Source organism: Peribacillus sp. TH16, from assembly GCF_016651095.1.
In the GTDB taxonomy this organism is placed as follows: domain Bacteria; phylum Bacillota; class Bacilli; order Bacillales; family DSM-1321; genus Peribacillus; species Peribacillus butanolivorans.
The window spans coordinates 2,240,964-2,257,710 of the sequence record NZ_JAEKEM010000009.1 but is presented as its reverse complement, the minus strand read 5'-3'; the positions used below and the strand labels follow the sequence as shown (position 1 = coordinate 2,257,710).

8 protein-coding genes, 21 tRNA genes and 3 rRNA genes are annotated in these 16,747 nt (G+C 46.6%); 30 read left to right on the top strand and 2 right to left on the bottom strand.

Annotation, left to right across the window (positions count from 1 at the left end; translation table 11 throughout):
- Positions 1-16: 16 nt before the first annotated feature.
- The 24 genes from JFV29_RS24930 to JFV29_RS24815 all read left to right on the top strand — a co-directional run bounded on the left by JFV29_RS24930 (position 17) and on the right by JFV29_RS24815 (position 6,883).
- Positions 17-1,566 (top strand): 16S ribosomal RNA (locus JFV29_RS24930).
- A gap of 175 nt (positions 1,567-1,741) precedes the next feature.
- A 23S ribosomal RNA gene (locus JFV29_RS24925) occupies positions 1,742-4,673 on the top strand.
- A gap of 116 nt (positions 4,674-4,789) precedes the next feature.
- Positions 4,790-4,905: ribosomal RNA gene (gene rrf, locus JFV29_RS24920) — 5S ribosomal RNA — on the top strand.
- Together the 16S, 23S and 5S rRNA genes with 21 tRNA genes alongside form the textbook arrangement of a ribosomal RNA operon.
- A 12-nt stretch (positions 4,906-4,917) precedes the next feature.
- Positions 4,918-4,993: transfer RNA gene (locus JFV29_RS24915), tRNA-Val, on the top strand.
- An 11-nt stretch (positions 4,994-5,004) separates the two neighbouring features.
- Positions 5,005-5,080 (top strand) — tRNA-Thr (locus tag JFV29_RS24910).
- Between the two features lie 20 nt (positions 5,081-5,100).
- Positions 5,101-5,176 (top strand) — tRNA-Lys (locus tag JFV29_RS24905).
- A 9-nt stretch (positions 5,177-5,185) separates the two neighbouring features.
- Positions 5,186-5,267: transfer RNA gene (locus JFV29_RS24900), tRNA-Leu, on the top strand.
- A gap of 8 nt (positions 5,268-5,275) precedes the next feature.
- A tRNA-Gly gene (locus JFV29_RS24895) sits at positions 5,276-5,350 on the top strand.
- A 12-nt stretch (positions 5,351-5,362) separates the two neighbouring features.
- A tRNA-Leu gene (locus JFV29_RS24890) sits at positions 5,363-5,451 on the top strand.
- Positions 5,452-5,460: 9 nt separating this feature from the next.
- Positions 5,461-5,537, top strand: a tRNA-Arg gene (locus JFV29_RS24885).
- A gap of 9 nt (positions 5,538-5,546) precedes the next feature.
- A tRNA-Pro gene (locus tag JFV29_RS24880) sits at positions 5,547-5,623 on the top strand.
- Between the two features lie 17 nt (positions 5,624-5,640).
- Positions 5,641-5,716, top strand: a tRNA-Ala gene (locus JFV29_RS24875).
- Between the two features lie 26 nt (positions 5,717-5,742).
- A tRNA-Met gene (locus JFV29_RS24870) sits at positions 5,743-5,819 on the top strand.
- Between the two features lie 10 nt (positions 5,820-5,829).
- Positions 5,830-5,906 (top strand) — tRNA-Ile (locus tag JFV29_RS24865).
- Between the two features lie 18 nt (positions 5,907-5,924).
- A tRNA-Ser gene (locus JFV29_RS24860) sits at positions 5,925-6,017 on the top strand.
- Between the two features lie 104 nt (positions 6,018-6,121).
- Positions 6,122-6,195, top strand: a tRNA-Met gene (locus tag JFV29_RS24855).
- Positions 6,196-6,201: 6 nt separating this feature from the next.
- A tRNA-Asp gene (locus tag JFV29_RS24850) sits at positions 6,202-6,277 on the top strand.
- A 22-nt stretch (positions 6,278-6,299) separates the two neighbouring features.
- Positions 6,300-6,375 (top strand) — tRNA-Phe (locus JFV29_RS24845).
- A 17-nt stretch (positions 6,376-6,392) separates the two neighbouring features.
- A tRNA-His gene (locus JFV29_RS24840) sits at positions 6,393-6,468 on the top strand.
- Between the two features lie 4 nt (positions 6,469-6,472).
- Positions 6,473-6,546 (top strand) — tRNA-Gly (locus JFV29_RS24835).
- Positions 6,547-6,552: 6 nt separating this feature from the next.
- Positions 6,553-6,629: transfer RNA gene (locus JFV29_RS24830), tRNA-Ile, on the top strand.
- Positions 6,630-6,641: 12 nt separating this feature from the next.
- Positions 6,642-6,716: transfer RNA gene (locus tag JFV29_RS24825), tRNA-Asn, on the top strand.
- Between the two features lies 1 nt (position 6,717).
- Positions 6,718-6,808, top strand: a tRNA-Ser gene (locus JFV29_RS24820).
- A 3-nt stretch (positions 6,809-6,811) separates the two neighbouring features.
- Positions 6,812-6,883 (top strand) — tRNA-Glu (locus tag JFV29_RS24815).
- 40 nt (positions 6,884-6,923) lie between these two features.
- On the opposite strand, the gene JFV29_RS24810 is transcribed toward JFV29_RS24815, so the two are convergent.
- The gene (locus tag JFV29_RS24810; RefSeq protein WP_201187036.1) at positions 6,924-7,673 is read right to left on the bottom strand and encodes a TraR/DksA C4-type zinc finger protein; all 750 of its coding nucleotides are present in this window, start codon (positions 7,671-7,673) and stop codon (positions 6,924-6,926) included.
- Positions 7,674-7,818: 145 nt separating this feature from the next.
- On the bottom strand, positions 7,819-8,739 hold the full coding sequence (locus tag JFV29_RS24805; RefSeq protein WP_201187035.1) for a 1,4-dihydroxy-2-naphthoate polyprenyltransferase: 921 nt from the start codon (positions 8,737-8,739) through the stop codon (positions 7,819-7,821).
- A 297-nt stretch (positions 8,740-9,036) separates the two neighbouring features.
- Here JFV29_RS24805 and JFV29_RS24800 point away from each other — a divergent pair, with 297 nt between their 5' ends.
- The 6 genes from JFV29_RS24800 (at position 9,037) to menC (ending at position 16,498) form a co-directional block, all read left to right on the top strand.
- The gene (locus JFV29_RS24800) at positions 9,037-10,446 is read left to right on the top strand and encodes an isochorismate synthase (protein ID WP_201187034.1); all 1,410 of its coding nucleotides are present in this window, start codon (positions 9,037-9,039) and stop codon (positions 10,444-10,446) included.
- Complete coding sequence (gene menD, locus JFV29_RS24795) at positions 10,439-12,190, top strand: 2-succinyl-5-enolpyruvyl-6-hydroxy-3-cyclohexene-1-carboxylic-acid synthase (RefSeq protein WP_201187033.1); 1,752 nt, start codon at positions 10,439-10,441, stop codon at positions 12,188-12,190. The genes JFV29_RS24800 and menD overlap by 8 nt, the downstream gene beginning before the upstream one ends.
- On the top strand, positions 12,187-12,996 hold the full coding sequence (gene menH, locus JFV29_RS24790; protein ID WP_201187032.1) for a 2-succinyl-6-hydroxy-2,4-cyclohexadiene-1-carboxylate synthase: 810 nt from the start codon (positions 12,187-12,189) through the stop codon (positions 12,994-12,996). The genes menD and menH overlap by 4 nt, the downstream gene beginning before the upstream one ends.
- A 13-nt stretch (positions 12,997-13,009) precedes the next feature.
- On the top strand, positions 13,010-13,828 hold the full coding sequence (gene menB, locus JFV29_RS24785) for a 1,4-dihydroxy-2-naphthoyl-CoA synthase (protein ID WP_056521242.1): 819 nt from the start codon (positions 13,010-13,012) through the stop codon (positions 13,826-13,828).
- Positions 13,829-13,916: 88 nt separating this feature from the next.
- Positions 13,917-15,398: an o-succinylbenzoate--CoA ligase gene (locus tag JFV29_RS24780; protein ID WP_201187031.1), complete on the top strand. Its 1,482-nt coding sequence runs from the start codon at positions 13,917-13,919 to the stop codon at positions 15,396-15,398.
- Positions 15,395-16,498 carry an o-succinylbenzoate synthase gene (gene menC / locus JFV29_RS24775; RefSeq protein ID WP_201187029.1) on the top strand — a complete coding sequence of 368 codons (1,104 nt, stop codon included), beginning with the start codon at positions 15,395-15,397 and terminating at the stop codon, positions 16,496-16,498. The genes JFV29_RS24780 and menC overlap by 4 nt, the downstream gene beginning before the upstream one ends.
- Positions 16,499-16,747: the final 249 nt, after the last annotated feature.

Sequence of the window (16,747 nt, the reverse complement as noted above, 5' to 3'; positions counted from 1 at the left end):
GAGCAAGTCAAACATTTCTTCGGAGAGTTTGATCCTGGCTCAGGACGAACGCTGGCGGCGTGCCTAATACATGCAAGTCGAGCGGATCGATGGGAGCTTGCTCCCTGAGATTAGCGGCGGACGGGTGAGTAACACGTGGGCAACCTGCCTATAAGACTGGGATAACTTTGGGAAACCGGAGCTAATACCGGATACGTTCTTTTCTCGCATGAGAGAAGATGGAAAGACGGTTTTGCTGTCACTTATAGATGGGCCCGCGGCGCATTAGCTAGTTGGTGAGGTAATGGCTCACCAAGGCGACGATGCGTAGCCGACCTGAGAGGGTGATCGGCCACACTGGGACTGAGACACGGCCCAGACTCCTACGGGAGGCAGCAGTAGGGAATCTTCCGCAATGGACGAAAGTCTGACGGAGCAACGCCGCGTGAACGAAGAAGGCCTTCGGGTCGTAAAGTTCTGTTGTTAGGGAAGAACAAGTACCAGAGTAACTGCTGGTACCTTGACGGTACCTAACCAGAAAGCCACGGCTAACTACGTGCCAGCAGCCGCGGTAATACGTAGGTGGCAAGCGTTGTCCGGAATTATTGGGCGTAAAGCGCGCGCAGGTGGTTCCTTAAGTCTGATGTGAAAGCCCACGGCTCAACCGTGGAGGGTCATTGGAAACTGGGGAACTTGAGTGCAGAAGAGGAAAGTGGAATTCCAAGTGTAGCGGTGAAATGCGTAGAGATTTGGAGGAACACCAGTGGCGAAGGCGACTTTCTGGTCTGTAACTGACACTGAGGCGCGAAAGCGTGGGGAGCAAACAGGATTAGATACCCTGGTAGTCCACGCCGTAAACGATGAGTGCTAAGTGTTAGAGGGTTTCCGCCCTTTAGTGCTGCAGCTAACGCATTAAGCACTCCGCCTGGGGAGTACGGCCGCAAGGCTGAAACTCAAAGGAATTGACGGGGGCCCGCACAAGCGGTGGAGCATGTGGTTTAATTCGAAGCAACGCGAAGAACCTTACCAGGTCTTGACATCCTCTGACAACCCTAGAGATAGGGCGTTCCCCTTCGGGGGACAGAGTGACAGGTGGTGCATGGTTGTCGTCAGCTCGTGTCGTGAGATGTTGGGTTAAGTCCCGCAACGAGCGCAACCCTTGATCTTAGTTGCCAGCATTCAGTTGGGCACTCTAAGGTGACTGCCGGTGACAAACCGGAGGAAGGTGGGGATGACGTCAAATCATCATGCCCCTTATGACCTGGGCTACACACGTGCTACAATGGATGGTACAAAGGGCTGCAAACCTGCGAAGGTAAGCGAATCCCATAAAGCCATTCTCAGTTCGGATTGTAGGCTGCAACTCGCCTACATGAAGCCGGAATCGCTAGTAATCGCGGATCAGCATGCCGCGGTGAATACGTTCCCGGGCCTTGTACACACCGCCCGTCACACCACGAGAGTTTGTAACACCCGAAGTCGGTGAGGTAACCTTTATGGAGCCAGCCGCCTAAGGTGGGACAGATGATTGGGGTGAAGTCGTAACAAGGTAGCCGTATCGGAAGGTGCGGCTGGATCACCTCCTTTCTAAGGATAAATACGAGAGCGCTTTTGTTTTGTTCAGTTTTGAATGAGTAATTCATTCAGATACGAAAGACATCATCACGTTGTGATGGGATTCTTTCTACTTTGTTCCTTGAAAACTAGATAATAGATAGAAGGCAATTAATTTTTTCAAAGCATCAGTAAGATCTTTTTTAACGGTTAAGTTAGAAAGGGCGCACGGTGGATGCCTTGGCACTAGGAGCCGATGAAGGACGGGACTAACACCGATATGCTTCGGGGAGCTGTAAGTAAGCTTTGATCCGGAGATTTCCGAATGGGGAAACCCACTGTTCGTAATGGAACAGTATCTTTACCTGAATACATAGGGTACTGAAGGCAGACCCGGGGAACTGAAACATCTAAGTACCCGGAGGAAGAGAAAGCAAATGCGATTTCCTGAGTAGCGGCGAGCGAAACGGAATTAGCCCAAACCAAGAGGCTTGCCTCTTGGGGTTGTAGGACACTCAACATGGAGTTACAAAGGAACGGGGTAAATGAAGTGATCTGGAAAGGTCCGTCAAAGAAGGTAAAAACCCTGTAGTTGAAACTTCGTTCCCTCCTGAGTGGATCCTGAGTACGGCGGGACACGAGAAATCCCGTCGGAAGCAGGGAGGACCATCTCCCAAGGCTAAATACTACCTAGTGACCGATAGTGAACCAGTACCGTGAGGGAAAGGTGAAAAGCACCCCGGAAGGGGAGTGAAATAGATCCTGAAACCGTGTGCCTACAAGTAGTCAAAGCCCGTTAATGGGTAATGGCGTGCCTTTTGTAGAATGAACCGGCGAGTTACGATTTCATGCGAGGTTAAGTTGATAAGACGGAGCCGCAGCGAAAGCGAGTCTGAATAGGGCGAATGAGTATGAGGTCGTAGACCCGAAACCAGGTGATCTACCCATGTCCAGGGTGAAGTTCAGGTAACACTGAATGGAGGCCCGAACCCACGCACGTTGAAAAGTGCGGGGATGAGGTGTGGGTAGCGGAGAAATTCCAATCGAACCTGGAGATAGCTGGTTCTCTCCGAAATAGCTTTAGGGCTAGCCTCAAGATGAGAGTATTGGAGGTAGAGCACTGATTGGACTAGGGGCCCCCAACGGGTTACCGAATTCAGTCAAACTCCGAATGCCAAATACTTATTCTTGGGAGTCAGACTGCGAGTGATAAGATCCGTAGTCGAAAGGGAAACAGCCCAGACCACCAGCTAAGGTCCCAAAGTATACGTTAAGTGGAAAAGGATGTGGAGTTGCTTAGACAACCAGGATGTTGGCTCAGAAGCAGCCATCATTTAAAGAGTGCGTAATAGCTCACTGGTCGAGTGACTCCGCGCCGAAAATGTACCGGGGCTAAACGTATCACCGAAGCTGTGGATTGACACCGTATGGTGTCGATGGTAGGAGAGCGTTCTAAGGGCGTTGAAGTCAGACCGGAAGGACTGGTGGAGCGCTTAGAAGTGAGAATGCCGGTATGAGTAGCGAAAGAAGGGTGAGAATCCCTTCCACCGAATGCCTAAGGTTTCCTGAGGAAGGCTCGTCCGCTCAGGGTTAGTCGGGACCTAAGCCGAGGCCGAAAGGCGTAGGCGATGGACAACAGGTTGATATTCCTGTACCACCTATACATCGTTTGAACGATGGGGGGACGCAGAAGGATAGGGTAAGCGCGCTGTTGGATATGCGCGTCCAAGCAGTTAGGCCGGAAACGAGGCAAATCCCGTTTCCATTAAGGCGGAGCTGTGATGGCGAGGGAAATATAGTACCGAAGTTCCTGATTCCACGCTGCCAAGAAAAGCCTCTAGTGAGATGTAAGGTGCCCGTACCGCAAACCGACACAGGTAGGCGAGGAGAGAATCCTAAGGTGTGCGAGAGAACTCTCGTTAAGGAACTCGGCAAAATGACCCCGTAACTTCGGGAGAAGGGGTGCTTTTTAGGGTGAATAGCCCGGAAAAGCCGCAGTGAATAGGCCCAGGCGACTGTTTAGCAAAAACACAGGTCTCTGCGAAGCCGCAAGGCGAAGTATAGGGGCTGACACTGCCCGGTGCTGGAAGGTTAAGGGGAGAGGTTAGCGCAAGCGAAGCTTTGAACCGAAGCCCCAGTAAACGGCGGCCGTAACTATAACGGTCCTAAGGTAGCGAAATTCCTTGTCGGGTAAGTTCCGACCCGCACGAAAGGTGTAACGATCTGGGCACTGTCTCAACGAGAGACTCGGTGAAATTATAGTACCTGTGAAGATGCGAGGTTACCCGCGACAGGACGGAAAGACCCCGTGGAGCTTTACTGCAGCCTGATATTGAATTTTGGTACAGCTTGTACAGGATAGGTAGGAGCCTGAGAAGCCGGAGCGCTAGCTTCGGTGGAGGCGTTGGTGGGATACTACCCTGGCTGTATTGAAATTCTAACCCGCGCCCCTTATCGGGGTGGGAGACAGTGTCAGGTGGGCAGTTTGACTGGGGCGGTCGCCTCCTAAAGAGTAACGGAGGCGCCCAAAGGTTCCCTCAGAATGGTTGGAAATCATTCGTAGAGTGTAAAGGCACAAGGGAGCTTGACTGCGAGACCTACAAGTCGAGCAGGGACGAAAGTCGGGCTTAGTGATCCGGTGGTTCCGCATGGAAGGGCCATCGCTCAACGGATAAAAGCTACCCCGGGGATAACAGGCTTATCTCCCCCAAGAGTCCACATCGACGGGGAGGTTTGGCACCTCGATGTCGGCTCATCGCATCCTGGGGCTGTAGTCGGTCCCAAGGGTTGGGCTGTTCGCCCATTAAAGCGGTACGCGAGCTGGGTTCAGAACGTCGTGAGACAGTTCGGTCCCTATCCGTCGCGGGCGCAGGAAATTTGAGAGGAGCTGTCCTTAGTACGAGAGGACCGGGATGGACGCACCGCTGGTGTACCAGTTGTCTTGCCAAAGGCATAGCTGGGTAGCTACGTGCGGACGGGATAAGTGCTGAAAGCATCTAAGCATGAAGCCCCCTCGAGATGAGATTTCCCATAGCGCAAGCTAGTAAGATCCCTGAAAGATGATCAGGTTGATAGGTCAGAGGTGGAAGCGTGGCGACATGTGGAGCTGACTGATACTAATAGATCGAGGACTTAACCACGCTTTAAAAAATGAAATACCTTCTTATTATCTAGTTTTGAAGGAATGAAAATTTCTTCTTGCATTTTTTCAAAAAGACGTTATAATAATAAATGTCTTAAAAAAATGTTAACATTGTTTGGTGGCGATAGCGAAGAGGTCACACCCGTTCCCATTCCGAACACGGCAGTTAAGCTCTTCAGCGCCGATGGTAGTTGGGGGTTTCCCCCTGTGAGAGTAGGACGCCGCCAAGCAGTTACACATATGGAGGATTAGCTCAGCTGGGAGAGCATCTGCCTTACAAGCAGAGGGTCGGCGGTTCGATCCCGTCATCCTCCACCATTTTTACACCTGCCGGTGTAGCTCAACTGGTAGAGCAACTGACTTGTAATCAGTAGGTTGGGGGTTCAAGTCCTCTTGCCGGCACCATCTTTTATTATTAAACGTACGAGCCATTAGCTCAGTTGGTAGAGCATCTGACTTTTAATCAGAGGGTCGAAGGTTCGAATCCTTCATGGCTCACCATTATATTATGCGGGTGTGGCGGAATTGGCAGACGCACCAGACTTAGGATCTGGCGCCGCAAGGCGTGGGGGTTCAAGTCCCTTCACCCGCATCTTTCATGCGGAAGTAGTTCAGTGGTAGAATACAACCTTGCCAAGGTTGGGGTCGCGGGTTCGAATCCCGTCTTCCGCTCCACTTTTCGTATGTGCCGGGGTGGCGGAACTGGCAGACGCACAGGACTTAAAATCCTGCGGTAGGTGACTACCGTACCGGTTCGATTCCGGTCCTCGGCACCATCTTAATATGCGCCCGTAGCTCAATTGGATAGAGCATCTGACTACGAATCAGAAGGTTGTAGGTTCGACTCCCGCCGGGCGCACCATGTTTTTTGCGGGAAGTAGCTCAGCTTGGTAGAGCACTTGGTTTGGGACCAAGGGGTCGCAGGTTCGAATCCTGTCTTCCCGACCACGTGATTTCTAATGAATGGGGCCTTAGCTCAGCTGGGAGAGCGCCTGCCTTGCACGCAGGAGGTCAGCGGTTCGATCCCGCTAGGCTCCACCATTTTTCATCAAAACTTATATTATATTGGCGGTGTAGCTCAGCTGGCTAGAGCGTACGGTTCATACCCGTGAGGTCGGGGGTTCGATCCCCTCCGCCGCTACCAATAAATATAAGGACCTTTAGCTCAGCTGGTTAGAGCAGACGGCTCATAACCGTCCGGTCGTAGGTTCGAGTCCTACAAGGTCCACCATGTAATTTTTTTAGCCACGGAGGTATACCCAAGTTCGGCTGAAGGGATCGGTCTTGAAAACCGACAGGGGAGTCAAATCCCGCGGGGGTTCGAATCCCTCTACCTCCTCCATTTCTTTAAAAGCAGCAAGTTGTTTTGAAACAACCTTTACATAGAGGAAGCGGAAGAAACAATTTACACGAAAACTTGATGCGAAATCGTTTCATTATTACCGTCGCGGGGTGGAGCAGTCCGGTAGCTCGTCGGGCTCATAACCCGAAGGTCGCAGGTTCAAATCCTGTCCCCGCAATTATTAGGTCCCGTGGTGTAGCGGTTAACATGCCTGCCTGTCACGCAGGAGATCGCGGGTTCGATTCCCGTCGGGACCGCCATTATAAAATTTAATACAAATGTGGCTCAGTAGCTCAGTCGGTAGAGCAAAGGACTGAAAATCCTTGTGTCGGCGGTTCGATTCCGTCCTGAGCCACCATTATTTCAAAAATTACGGCGATTGTGGCGAAGTGGTTAACGCACCTGATTGTGGTTCAGGCATTCGTGGGTTCGATTCCCATCAGTCGCCCCATTTCGCGGGTGTAGTTTAGTGGTAAAACCTCAGCCTTCCAAGCTGATGATGAGGGTTCGATTCCCTTCACCCGCTCCAATTTATGGGCCTATAGCTCAGCTGGTTAGAGCGCACGCCTGATAAGCGTGAGGTCGATGGTTCGAGTCCATTTAGGCCCACCATATTCATATTGTTCCGCAGTAGCTCAGTGGTAGAGCATTCGGCTGTTAACCGAACGGTCGTAGGTTCGAGTCCTACCTGCGGAGCCATGGGGAAGTACTCAAGAGGCTGAAGAGGCGCCCCTGCTAAGGGTGTAGGTCGCGTGAGCGGCGCGAGGGTTCAAATCCCTCCTTCTCCGCCATTTGGCCCGTTGGTCAAGCGGTTAAGACACCGCCCTTTCACGGCGGTAACACGGGTTCGAATCCCGTACGGGTCATAAAAAAGAAGCATACATTCTGTATGCTTCTTTTTTTTATTTATTTCTCTTCATTGATATAACTATCTTTTTGTTTATAAGGAATGTCTCCAAGCTGAGATTCAACGTTTTCTTCATCTAATGTATCTTCATAGTTCTTTTGCTTTTTATTCGGGATACCCCTTATTTTTTTTCCTTCGATATCATTTGCTACAAATCCTTCATAGTCTTCAGGAAATCCATCGGTTTCATCTTCTGTTTTATAAAGATTATTATAGCTGTCATGATCGCCCATGTAATCCGCAGGTGTTTCAGATGTACCAAATTTGGCTACTTCGCCAAAGCTATCTTCTTTATCTACTATTTCACTTCCATGACGGTTTTCAAAATTATTTCCCTTTGATGGAATCAGTACGTCTTCTTCAACTGGTCGATCTTGTATAGTCGGTCGTTCTGGGGCGTGCTCGACACAGTAGAGAGTGGTAGGGATGGCTTCAAGCCGTTCAAAAGGGATTTCAGTATCACAGGTTTTACAATGGCCATAGAAGCCTGCATCTATCGCATTCAATGCATTCTTGACTTTTTCCATTTCAGATTGTGCATGCTCATCTAGTGCCTGGTTTCTTTCCATTTCGAATAATTCGGTTCCAAGGTCAGCGGGATGATTGTCATAGGAGGATAGTTCCCCTACAGATTCTGTCTGACTTTTATTTAGAAGTGATTGTTCATCATTTTTTAGCCTATTATTCAGTTCTTCTTTTTCTATAAGTAGTTCTTTTTTTAAATGTTGCGTTTGTTGTTTGGTTGCCATGTTTATTTCACTCCTTCGAAAGTCTATATCTCATTTGAATAATGGTTGGATGGGTGTCTTATTCATTACCCGAATCGGAGGGGAGGGAAACAAATTGGATAGGAAGCAAAAAAGGACTGAGTCAAATCGACTCAGTCCTTAGAGATTAAATAAGATAGCTGATGAATAATCCAATGGCCATAAGCAGGCCGAAGAAGGTGTTCGTTTGGGCCGTGGCTTTCATCGCAGGGACCATCGTAATAGGTGAAGTTTTACCTACGAAGCCTTTGATAGCTGCCAAGGCTTTCGGAATGCTTAGGAAGGCAAGCAAAATCCATGCTGTAACGCTTCCAGCTAGGACTAATCCTACTAGCCATAGGTAAGAGAAGGCAAACATAATCGCCATAAATGTTAAGGCATTTTTTCTGCCCATTACTACAGGCATCGTTTTTCGACCGTGTGCCTTATCTCCGTCATGGTCACGGAGGTTATTGGATAAATTGATTAACCCAACTAAAATTCCGCTTGGTATTGCAATTAAGATAGCTGTGGTAGAAACAAAACCAGTTTGAATGAAAAAGGCAATCAAGATTATCAGAAAGCCCATAAACAATCCAGAAAAAAGTTCTCCAAATGGTGTGTATGAAATAGGCAGTGGACCGCCAGTGTAAAGGTAGCCGACAAGCATACAGACCAGTCCTACCCCAGCAAGCCACCAAGATGATACAGCACAGATATAGATTCCAAGTATCAGTGCGATGCCATACATACTAAGGGCTAAGGTCATGATGAGTTTTGGAGTCATGCCATGACGGACAATGCCACCACCTATGCCAACAGATTCTTCTGTATCCAAGCCTCTCTTGAAATCATAGTATTCATTGAATAAGTTCGTTGCAGCTTGAATCAGGATACTTGCAATCATCATGGCTGCAAATAGTAGCCAATTTACGCCATCTTCTAAAAGTGCAATCATAGTTCCAAGTAGGACTGGAACAAAAGCTGCGGTAAGTGTATGTGGACGAATTAACTCCCACCAAATTTTCCAGGTTCGTTTAAGGGGAAGGTCGTCGTATTCTGTTTGCATTATTTCTCTCCTCAAAATCATTATTAGTTCCCTTGAATTATATCAAATATTGAAATTGTTCACAAAAGGTTATCCTATTTAGTGTAGGAAAAGTGGTGGGAAGTGTCAATTGAATTTCATAGACGATCACTTCCAATATCAAGGGTATTCTACTTCATTCACTAAGAATCATATAATAAGGAAAAAAGCAGTCATGAATCGTTCGATAAAGGGGCGTTTTATTGACATTGGGTTGAAGAGAGGTGTATCTTTAAATAGGTTAAAAAGCTTTTAAAATGTACATTTGGGGGGATTTTTTTGGCTATCTCAGAAGAAACTCAACAGTTTCAGGGACTGGCTTCAGCTATACAAAAGGCAAAGGACTTGAATGGTCAAGTTCTATTCAGTCATATTAAGAAAATAAATTGCAACAACCCCCTTTCATTTTATCAAGCTGGAAGAGAACGGTATGCGGGTGAACGCTTTTTCTGGGAGGACCCTGCAAAAGAAATAACCATTACTGGTTTAGGCAACGTTAAGAAACTCCAAGCGGCATCAAATGCCGACCGTTATAGAGAAGTCGAAATGAGCTGGATCAAACTGCAGAATACTGCTGTCAAAACAGGAGTGACCGATGTAGAAGCAACTGGTCCTTTACTCTTTGGTGGCTTTTCTTTTGATTATGAAACTAACAGTACGCTCCTTTGGAACCAATTCGGGGACAATCTGTTTTATATACCTGCCTTCATGCTATCGCTAGTGGGGGAGCAAGCTTACTTAACGACAAACCTACTTTGTTCACCGGATGATTCAGAAAAACTCTTCATAGATATGATAAATGAACGGGAATCTTTCCTTATCGAAAGCTTGAATGGCACCGAACTGCGTGCCAATACTCTTGTTAAGCAGAAGGAAGTCAAACCTAAGGAATGGAAGCAGACGGTTGCAGAGGCTGTTGAGGAAATCAAGACAACAGATCTCGACAAAATTGTTTTGGCAAGAGAGCTGCGCCTTGTGTTTGAGCGCTCCATTGATTCAGAGAAAGTACTCGAGCAATTGATTGCTGAGCAGCCATTAAGCTATATTTTTAGTTTGGAAGCGGGCGGTGACTGTTTCGTGGGTGCAACTCCTGAGCGTTTGATAAAGAAGCAGGGTAATGAAGTCTTTTCTACCTGTCTTGCAGGATCGATGGGACGGGGGAAAACTGAAGAAGAGGATGCTTGTCTTGGTGATGAACTGCTTCATGACCAAAAGAATTTACAAGAGCATCAATACGTCGTTTCGATGATATCAAATGCGTTTGAGGCGGTATGTGAAAAGGTAATCGTTCCGACCGAACCGAAATTAATGAAAAACCGTCATATTCAGCATCTGTATACACCGGTCCGTGGAATTTGCAATGAGGGTGTCACGATTTTTGAGTTTGTAGAAAATCTGCATCCAACACCTGCTATGGGCGGGCTTCCGAAAGAAGAAGCTGTCGCCCGTATTCGAGAAATAGAAGGTCTTGAACGCGGCTTTTATGCGGGACCATTGGGCTGGGTCGATACCTATGGGAACGGGGAATTTGCAGTTGGGATTCGTTCCGCCCTACTACAGGATAATGAGGCATCGCTTTTTGCAGGGTGCGGCGTAGTGGAAGATTCGACACCTGAAAGTGAATTCCAGGAAACGGGGATTAAATTTAATCCAATGCTAAGTGCTTTAGGAGGAAATCTTAATGAATGACCGAGATGCATTGACAGCGTATGCTGCTTCATTTGTCGATGAGCTTGCACAAAATAAGATGAAGCATGTGGTGGTAAGTCCAGGTTCACGATCCACACCGCTCGCTTTGCTGCTGGTAGAACATCCTGATATCGAAGTTCATATTAATGTGGATGAGCGTTCGGCTGCTTTTTTTGCCCTTGGTTTGGCTAAGGCATTAAAAAAACCTGTCGGACTTCTTTGTACGTCTGGTACAGCTGCTGCTAACTTTTACCCAGCTGTCATTGAGGCTTACTATTCAAGGGTGCCACTGATCGTGCTGACGGCTGATCGTCCGCATGAGTTGCGTGATGTAGGGGCTCCACAGGCCATTGATCAAATTCATCTGTACGGAAGGCAAGTGAAGTGGTTTGTCGAAATGGCGCTTCCGGAAAGTACCGATGAAATGATGCGATATGCGAGAACAATCGGTGCAAGGGCAGTTTCGACAGCGGCAACTGAGCCAGCTGGACCCGTACATTTGAACTTCCCTCTTCGTGAACCACTTATTCCAAATCTGGAACAAGCTAAAGAATATAGGCAAAATAAAATGACACCGGCTGTGATGATTGAAAATGGTGCACTATCACTGTCTGATTCACATATAGAGGCGCTAGCAGCTACGTTATCACAAGCGAAACAAGGAATGATCGTGTGTGGAGAATTACGGCATCCAAAGATGAAGGAAGCAATTGTAGCTTTAGCTGAGAAGCTTGCTTTCCCGATACTAGCTGACCCTCTTTCTCAGCTAAGAAGTGGCAAACACGATAAAGAAGGTATTATTGATACCTACGATACATTTCTACGTGATGAAGCGGCCAAGGAAGCTTTCCGGCCGGATGTAGTGTTGCGTTTCGGTTCTATGCCGGTATCTAAACCTTTATTGTTATTCATGAAAAAACAAAAACAGGCAATTACTTTGGTCATTGATGGCGGAGCAGGATGGCGCGAACCAGCAGGACTGGCAACCAACATGATTTACTGCGAAGAAAAAGATTTTTGCCAACGTGTATGTGGAAAAATTCCGAATGCTACTGAGAAAAACTGGCTTGGTTTGTGGCAAACTGTCAATGGAGCAACGAAGAATGCCTTATCTTCCATCCGTGATGAAGCGGAGTTAAGTGAAGGAAAGCTGTTCTCGCTGATACAGGACATGATGCCAATAGAATCGACGTTATTCGTCGGAAATAGTATGCCAATACGGGATCTGGATACATTCTTTTTGAATAATGAAAAAGGAATCAAAACCTTTGCAAATCGGGGAGCGAACGGAATTGATGGTGTAGTTTCTACTGCGCTTGGCGTAAGCACCGTTTCAGAAAATACAGTACTCGCAATCGGAGATTTAAGCTTTTTCCATGATATGAACGGATTGCTTGCGGCTAAGCTGCAAAAGCAAAATATCACGATTTTGCTGATTAATAATGACGGCGGCGGTATATTCTCTTTCCTTCCACAGGCAAATGATAGGGAACACTTCGAAACGTTATTCGGCACTCCCCACGGGCTTGATTTTTCCCATACTGCACAGCTTTACGGCGGGAAATACAGCAAGGTGCAAAATTGGGATGAACTGAAGCAGGTATTTACAGAGTCGTTTGAAATCCAAGGCTTGAAAATAATCGAAGTACCTACCGAAAGGGAGTCCAATTTGCAAAAGCATCGAAATTTGTGGAATTTTGTTTCCCAGGAAATAAAAGTGGTATTAGATAGGGGAATATCATGAAAATTGTCTGCAGAGATGTCACTTATTCTGTTGAAATAGTGGGAAATGGAGAACCTCTTGTACTTTTGCATGGATTTACGGGAAATCGAGATACATGGAAATTTCTCATCCCGCTTTTGCGTGAAAGATATACCTTGATCATGGTCGATATTATCGGACATGGAGGGACTGCATCTCCAGCCGATTATCGTCGGTATAAGATGAAGCAAGTGACTGAGGACCTTAAGCATATTTTGGATGAGTTAAATTTCCCAAAAACCCATATCCTTGGATATTCAATGGGAGGGAGGCTTGCTTTGGGCTTTGCCTGTTTGTATCCTGAGTACGTAAAGACATTGATGTTAGAAAGCGCTTCACCTGGCCTTTTAACAGAAGAGGAGCGGGAAATCCGCAGAAGTAATGATAAGAAGCTTGCCGGAAAGATTCTTGAAAACGGCATCGAGGCGTTTGTCGATCAGTGGGAAAACATCCCGCTGTTTGAGAGTCAGAAAAGGTTATCATCTAAAACCCAGGCGGCGATTCGACAGCAGCGTTTGGAAAATAATCCTTCGGGCCTTTCCAGTAGCCTTTTAGGAATGGGAACCGGCAGTCAGGCTTCCTATTGGGAAGAACTAGAATTTCTTGATTTTCCAGTGCTTCTTGTTACTGGTGAACTCGATCCCAAGTTTTGTCTGATTGCGGAATCGATGCAAAAAATGCTGAAACAGGCTGAATGGAAAATAATTAATGATGCCGGACATGCGATTCATGTGGAAGATGGAGAAAAGTTTGGTAAAATAATAAGTGAGTTTTTAATGCGAAATTAAAGGAGGATTTTAGATGACAATACAATGGGAAACAATACGTGAGTATGATGAAATTTTATATGAAAAATATAATGGGATTGCGAAAGTGTCTATCAACCGTCCGCATGTACATAATGCATTCACGCCAAAAACGACTGCTGAGATGATTGATGCATTCGCAAGAGCGCGTGATGATTCTAGCATTGGAGTTATTATTTTAACGGGTGTAGGCGGCAAAGCATTCTGTTCAGGCGGGGACCAAAAAGTACGCGGAAACGGTGGATATGTCGGCGAAGATAATATTCCGCGTCTAAACGTACTTGATTTGCAACGTTTGATCCGTGTGATTCCGAAACCAGTTGTAGCTATGGTTGCTGGTTATGCGATTGGTGGCGGTAATGTATTGAATGTGGTATGTGACTTAACAATTGCCGCTGACAATGCAGTCTTTGGACAAACCGGGCCGAACGTAGGAAGCTTTGATGCTGGTTATGGTTCAGGTTATTTAGCACGTATCGTTGGTCATAAGAAAGCACGTGAAATTTGGTACCTATGTCGTCAATACAATGCTCAAGAAGCATTGGATATGGGACTAGTTAACACGGTTGTTCCTTTAGACCAATTAGAAGCAGAAACAGTTAAATGGTGTGAAGAAATGCTTGAGAAGAGCCCAACTGCACTTCGTTTCTTAAAAGCAGCGATGAATGCGGATACAGATGGTCTTGCAGGTCTTCAACAATTGGCTGGCGATGCTACACTTTTATACTATACAACAGAAGAAGCAAAAGAAGGCCGCGATGCGTTCAAAGAAAAACGCGATCCGGACTTCGGACAATTCCCTCGTTTCCCTTAATGAGACGCGTGAATCGATAAGACAGGCAGCTTGGCGGATAATCGCCGGGCTGTTTTCTATATCTAAATGTATGGGAGGGTAAGCAACGATGGCAGAAGAAAAGTTGCCGAACTGGCTGAAAAACCGGGCACATCTATCACCGGATCGTCCGGCGATTGAATTTGAAGGGCGTACGTATACCTTTCTTGAACTACATACTCTAACCGGGAAAATGGCCGGTAAGCTAGCGAACAAAGGTGTGAAGGCTGGCGAATCATGTGCGGTTTTGCTCCGGAATCATATAGATAGTGTCGTCGTGATTCATGCACTCTTTTATCTGGGTGTGAAGATCGTGATGCTGAATAATAAGTTAACGGCAAAAGAACTTTCCTGGCAGATCGAGGATAGTGAGGCAGTACGTCTGATATCGGAGGATTCCTTCTCTGAAAAACTCTCCGATATTCGTGACATTCTCACGGGTTTCCAGATTCTTTTAAAGGAAGAATTACCCAAAGAAGGCACGACAGAATTTCTCCATGAGTTTAATCTTGAAGATACAGCTACGATTATGTATACATCGGGTACAACGGGTAATCCAAAGGGTGTAATACAAACATTCGGCAACCACTGGTGGAGTGCGGTTGGTTCTATGTTGAATCTTGGATTGAGGGAAGAAGATACATGGTATTGTGCGGTCCCGATTTTTCATATTAGCGGCCTGTCTATTTTGATGAAAAATGTAATTTATGGTATGAAGGTCGTGCTGGTAGAGAAGTTTGATGAACGAGAAGCGAACCGGAGCATTCAGGAAAATGGCGTGACGATTATTTCGGTCGTGACGACGATGCTGAACCGGATGTTGCATGATTTAGGAAAGACAAGCTATCCAGAAACCTTCCGCTGTATGCTGTTAGGCGGCGGCCCGGCACCGGTTCATTTGCTTGAAGTATGTAAGGGAAAAGGGATTCCTGTCTATCAGACGTATGGGATGACTGAAACATCTTCGCAGATTGTAACACTTGCACCGGAATATAGCATGACAAAAATCGGGTCGGCGGGGAAACCTTTGTTTCCTTCGCAGTTACGGATAGTTAAGGACGGTAGGACCTGTGAACCTGGTGTAGCGGGTGAAATTGTTGTTTCAGGTCCGAATGTGACGAAAGGTTATTTCAAACGATTGGATGCGACACAGCAAGCGATTACGGAGGGATGGCTTTATACTGGGGATCTTGGTTATCTTGATGAAGAAGGCTTTTTATATGTGCTTGACCGACGCTCCGATTTAATCATCTCCGGTGGCGAAAATGTCTATCCGGCTGAAATTGAAAATGTTCTAAGTAAGCACCCGGCTGTTTTCGAGGCGGGAGTTACGGGAACAGACGATGAAAAATGGGGACAGGTACCACTCGCGTTTGTCGTCTTACATCAAGGTGCAGAGTTGAAAGAGACCGAGCTTTTGAATTATTGCGGGGACTCCTTGGCTGCTTATAAAATTCCCCGGAATGTTATTTTTTGTGAGGAGCTTCCCAGGAATGGTGCGAGTAAGCTGCTGCGAAGGGAATTGAAGAAGAGAGTGGGGAAACAACGATGAAGTTATCCTCCATCTCATTACGGCTCATTACGGCCCCTTTAAAGCAACCGTTTAAGACCCACCTCGAGATGGTAAGCGAACGCGAAGTGATTGTTGTCGAAGCCAAAGATCAAGATGGGCTAATCGGATACGGTGAAGCGGTGCCATTTACAAGTCCTTGGTATACCGAGGAAACGGTTAAAACCTGCTTTCATATGTTGGAGGATTTCTTAATTCCTTTGACATTGGCTGGTCAGTTTAAGCACCCTAATGAACTGCCAAGCTTATGGAGCGGAATAAGAAGGAATGCGATGGCGAAGTCAGCTCTAGATCAGGCGATTTGGGATTTATATGCGAAGCAGAAGGGATTCTACCTCGGACAGTTGTTTGGAGGGGAACGGAGCGAAGTTACGGCTGGTGTTGTCGTTGCATCGGATAATATCGGTGATGCGATGCGTCAGATTGACGATTTTTCCGCATTCGGGTATCAGCGGTATAAAATAAAAATCAATCCTAAAAATGACTTGGAGTTTCTATCAGAAATTCGACGCACCTATCCTGATATCCCGTTAATGGCGGATGCCAATTCGGCGTACAAGCTTGAAGACACTTCGCACCTGCAAAAGCTTGATGCGTTCAAGTTGATGATGATTGAGCAACCACTAGGGCATGACGACATAGTCGAACATTCTGTTTTGCAAAAGCAGCTGCAGACGCCAATTTGTCTTGATGAAAGCATCAATTCCTATCATGATGTGAAAAATGCACTCTTACTCGAGAGCTGCGGGGTAATTACAATTAAGATGGCCAAAGTAGGTGGCTGGTCGGAAGCGGTCAAAATCCATGATCTATGCGTGGAAAAAAACGTGCCCGTTTGGTGCGGAGGCATGATTGAATTTGGCATATCCCGAGCTCATAATATCGCGCTAGCCACATTAAAAGGCTTTACAATTCCGGGGGACATATCATCATCGTCCCGCTATTGGGAAGAGGATATTATTGAACCGGAAGTCATCGTCGAAAGTGGCGTCATTCAGGTTCCGGAAAAAGCAGGAATCGGTTTTGCCATAAATGAAAAGCGACTAAATGAATTGACGACCTATAGTAAGCTGTACCGGTAAAACGACAAAGAGGTGCAATTCGCACCTCCTCTTTTGAATGTACTTTTAATTCGTAAGGCCATCGTCTTTAATATTCCTTAGGCTGTTTGGATAACAAGCGAGGAGCTAGATGCATATGAAGATAGGAAATAGAATGAAGGGAGGCACGTGAATAAATATGTTCCGCTTTCTACTGTCTAATAATGCATTTCTATCACTTGTCTTAGTGAACCCAAATGCTTTTTCTTCTATATTCATACCGCAAAAGAT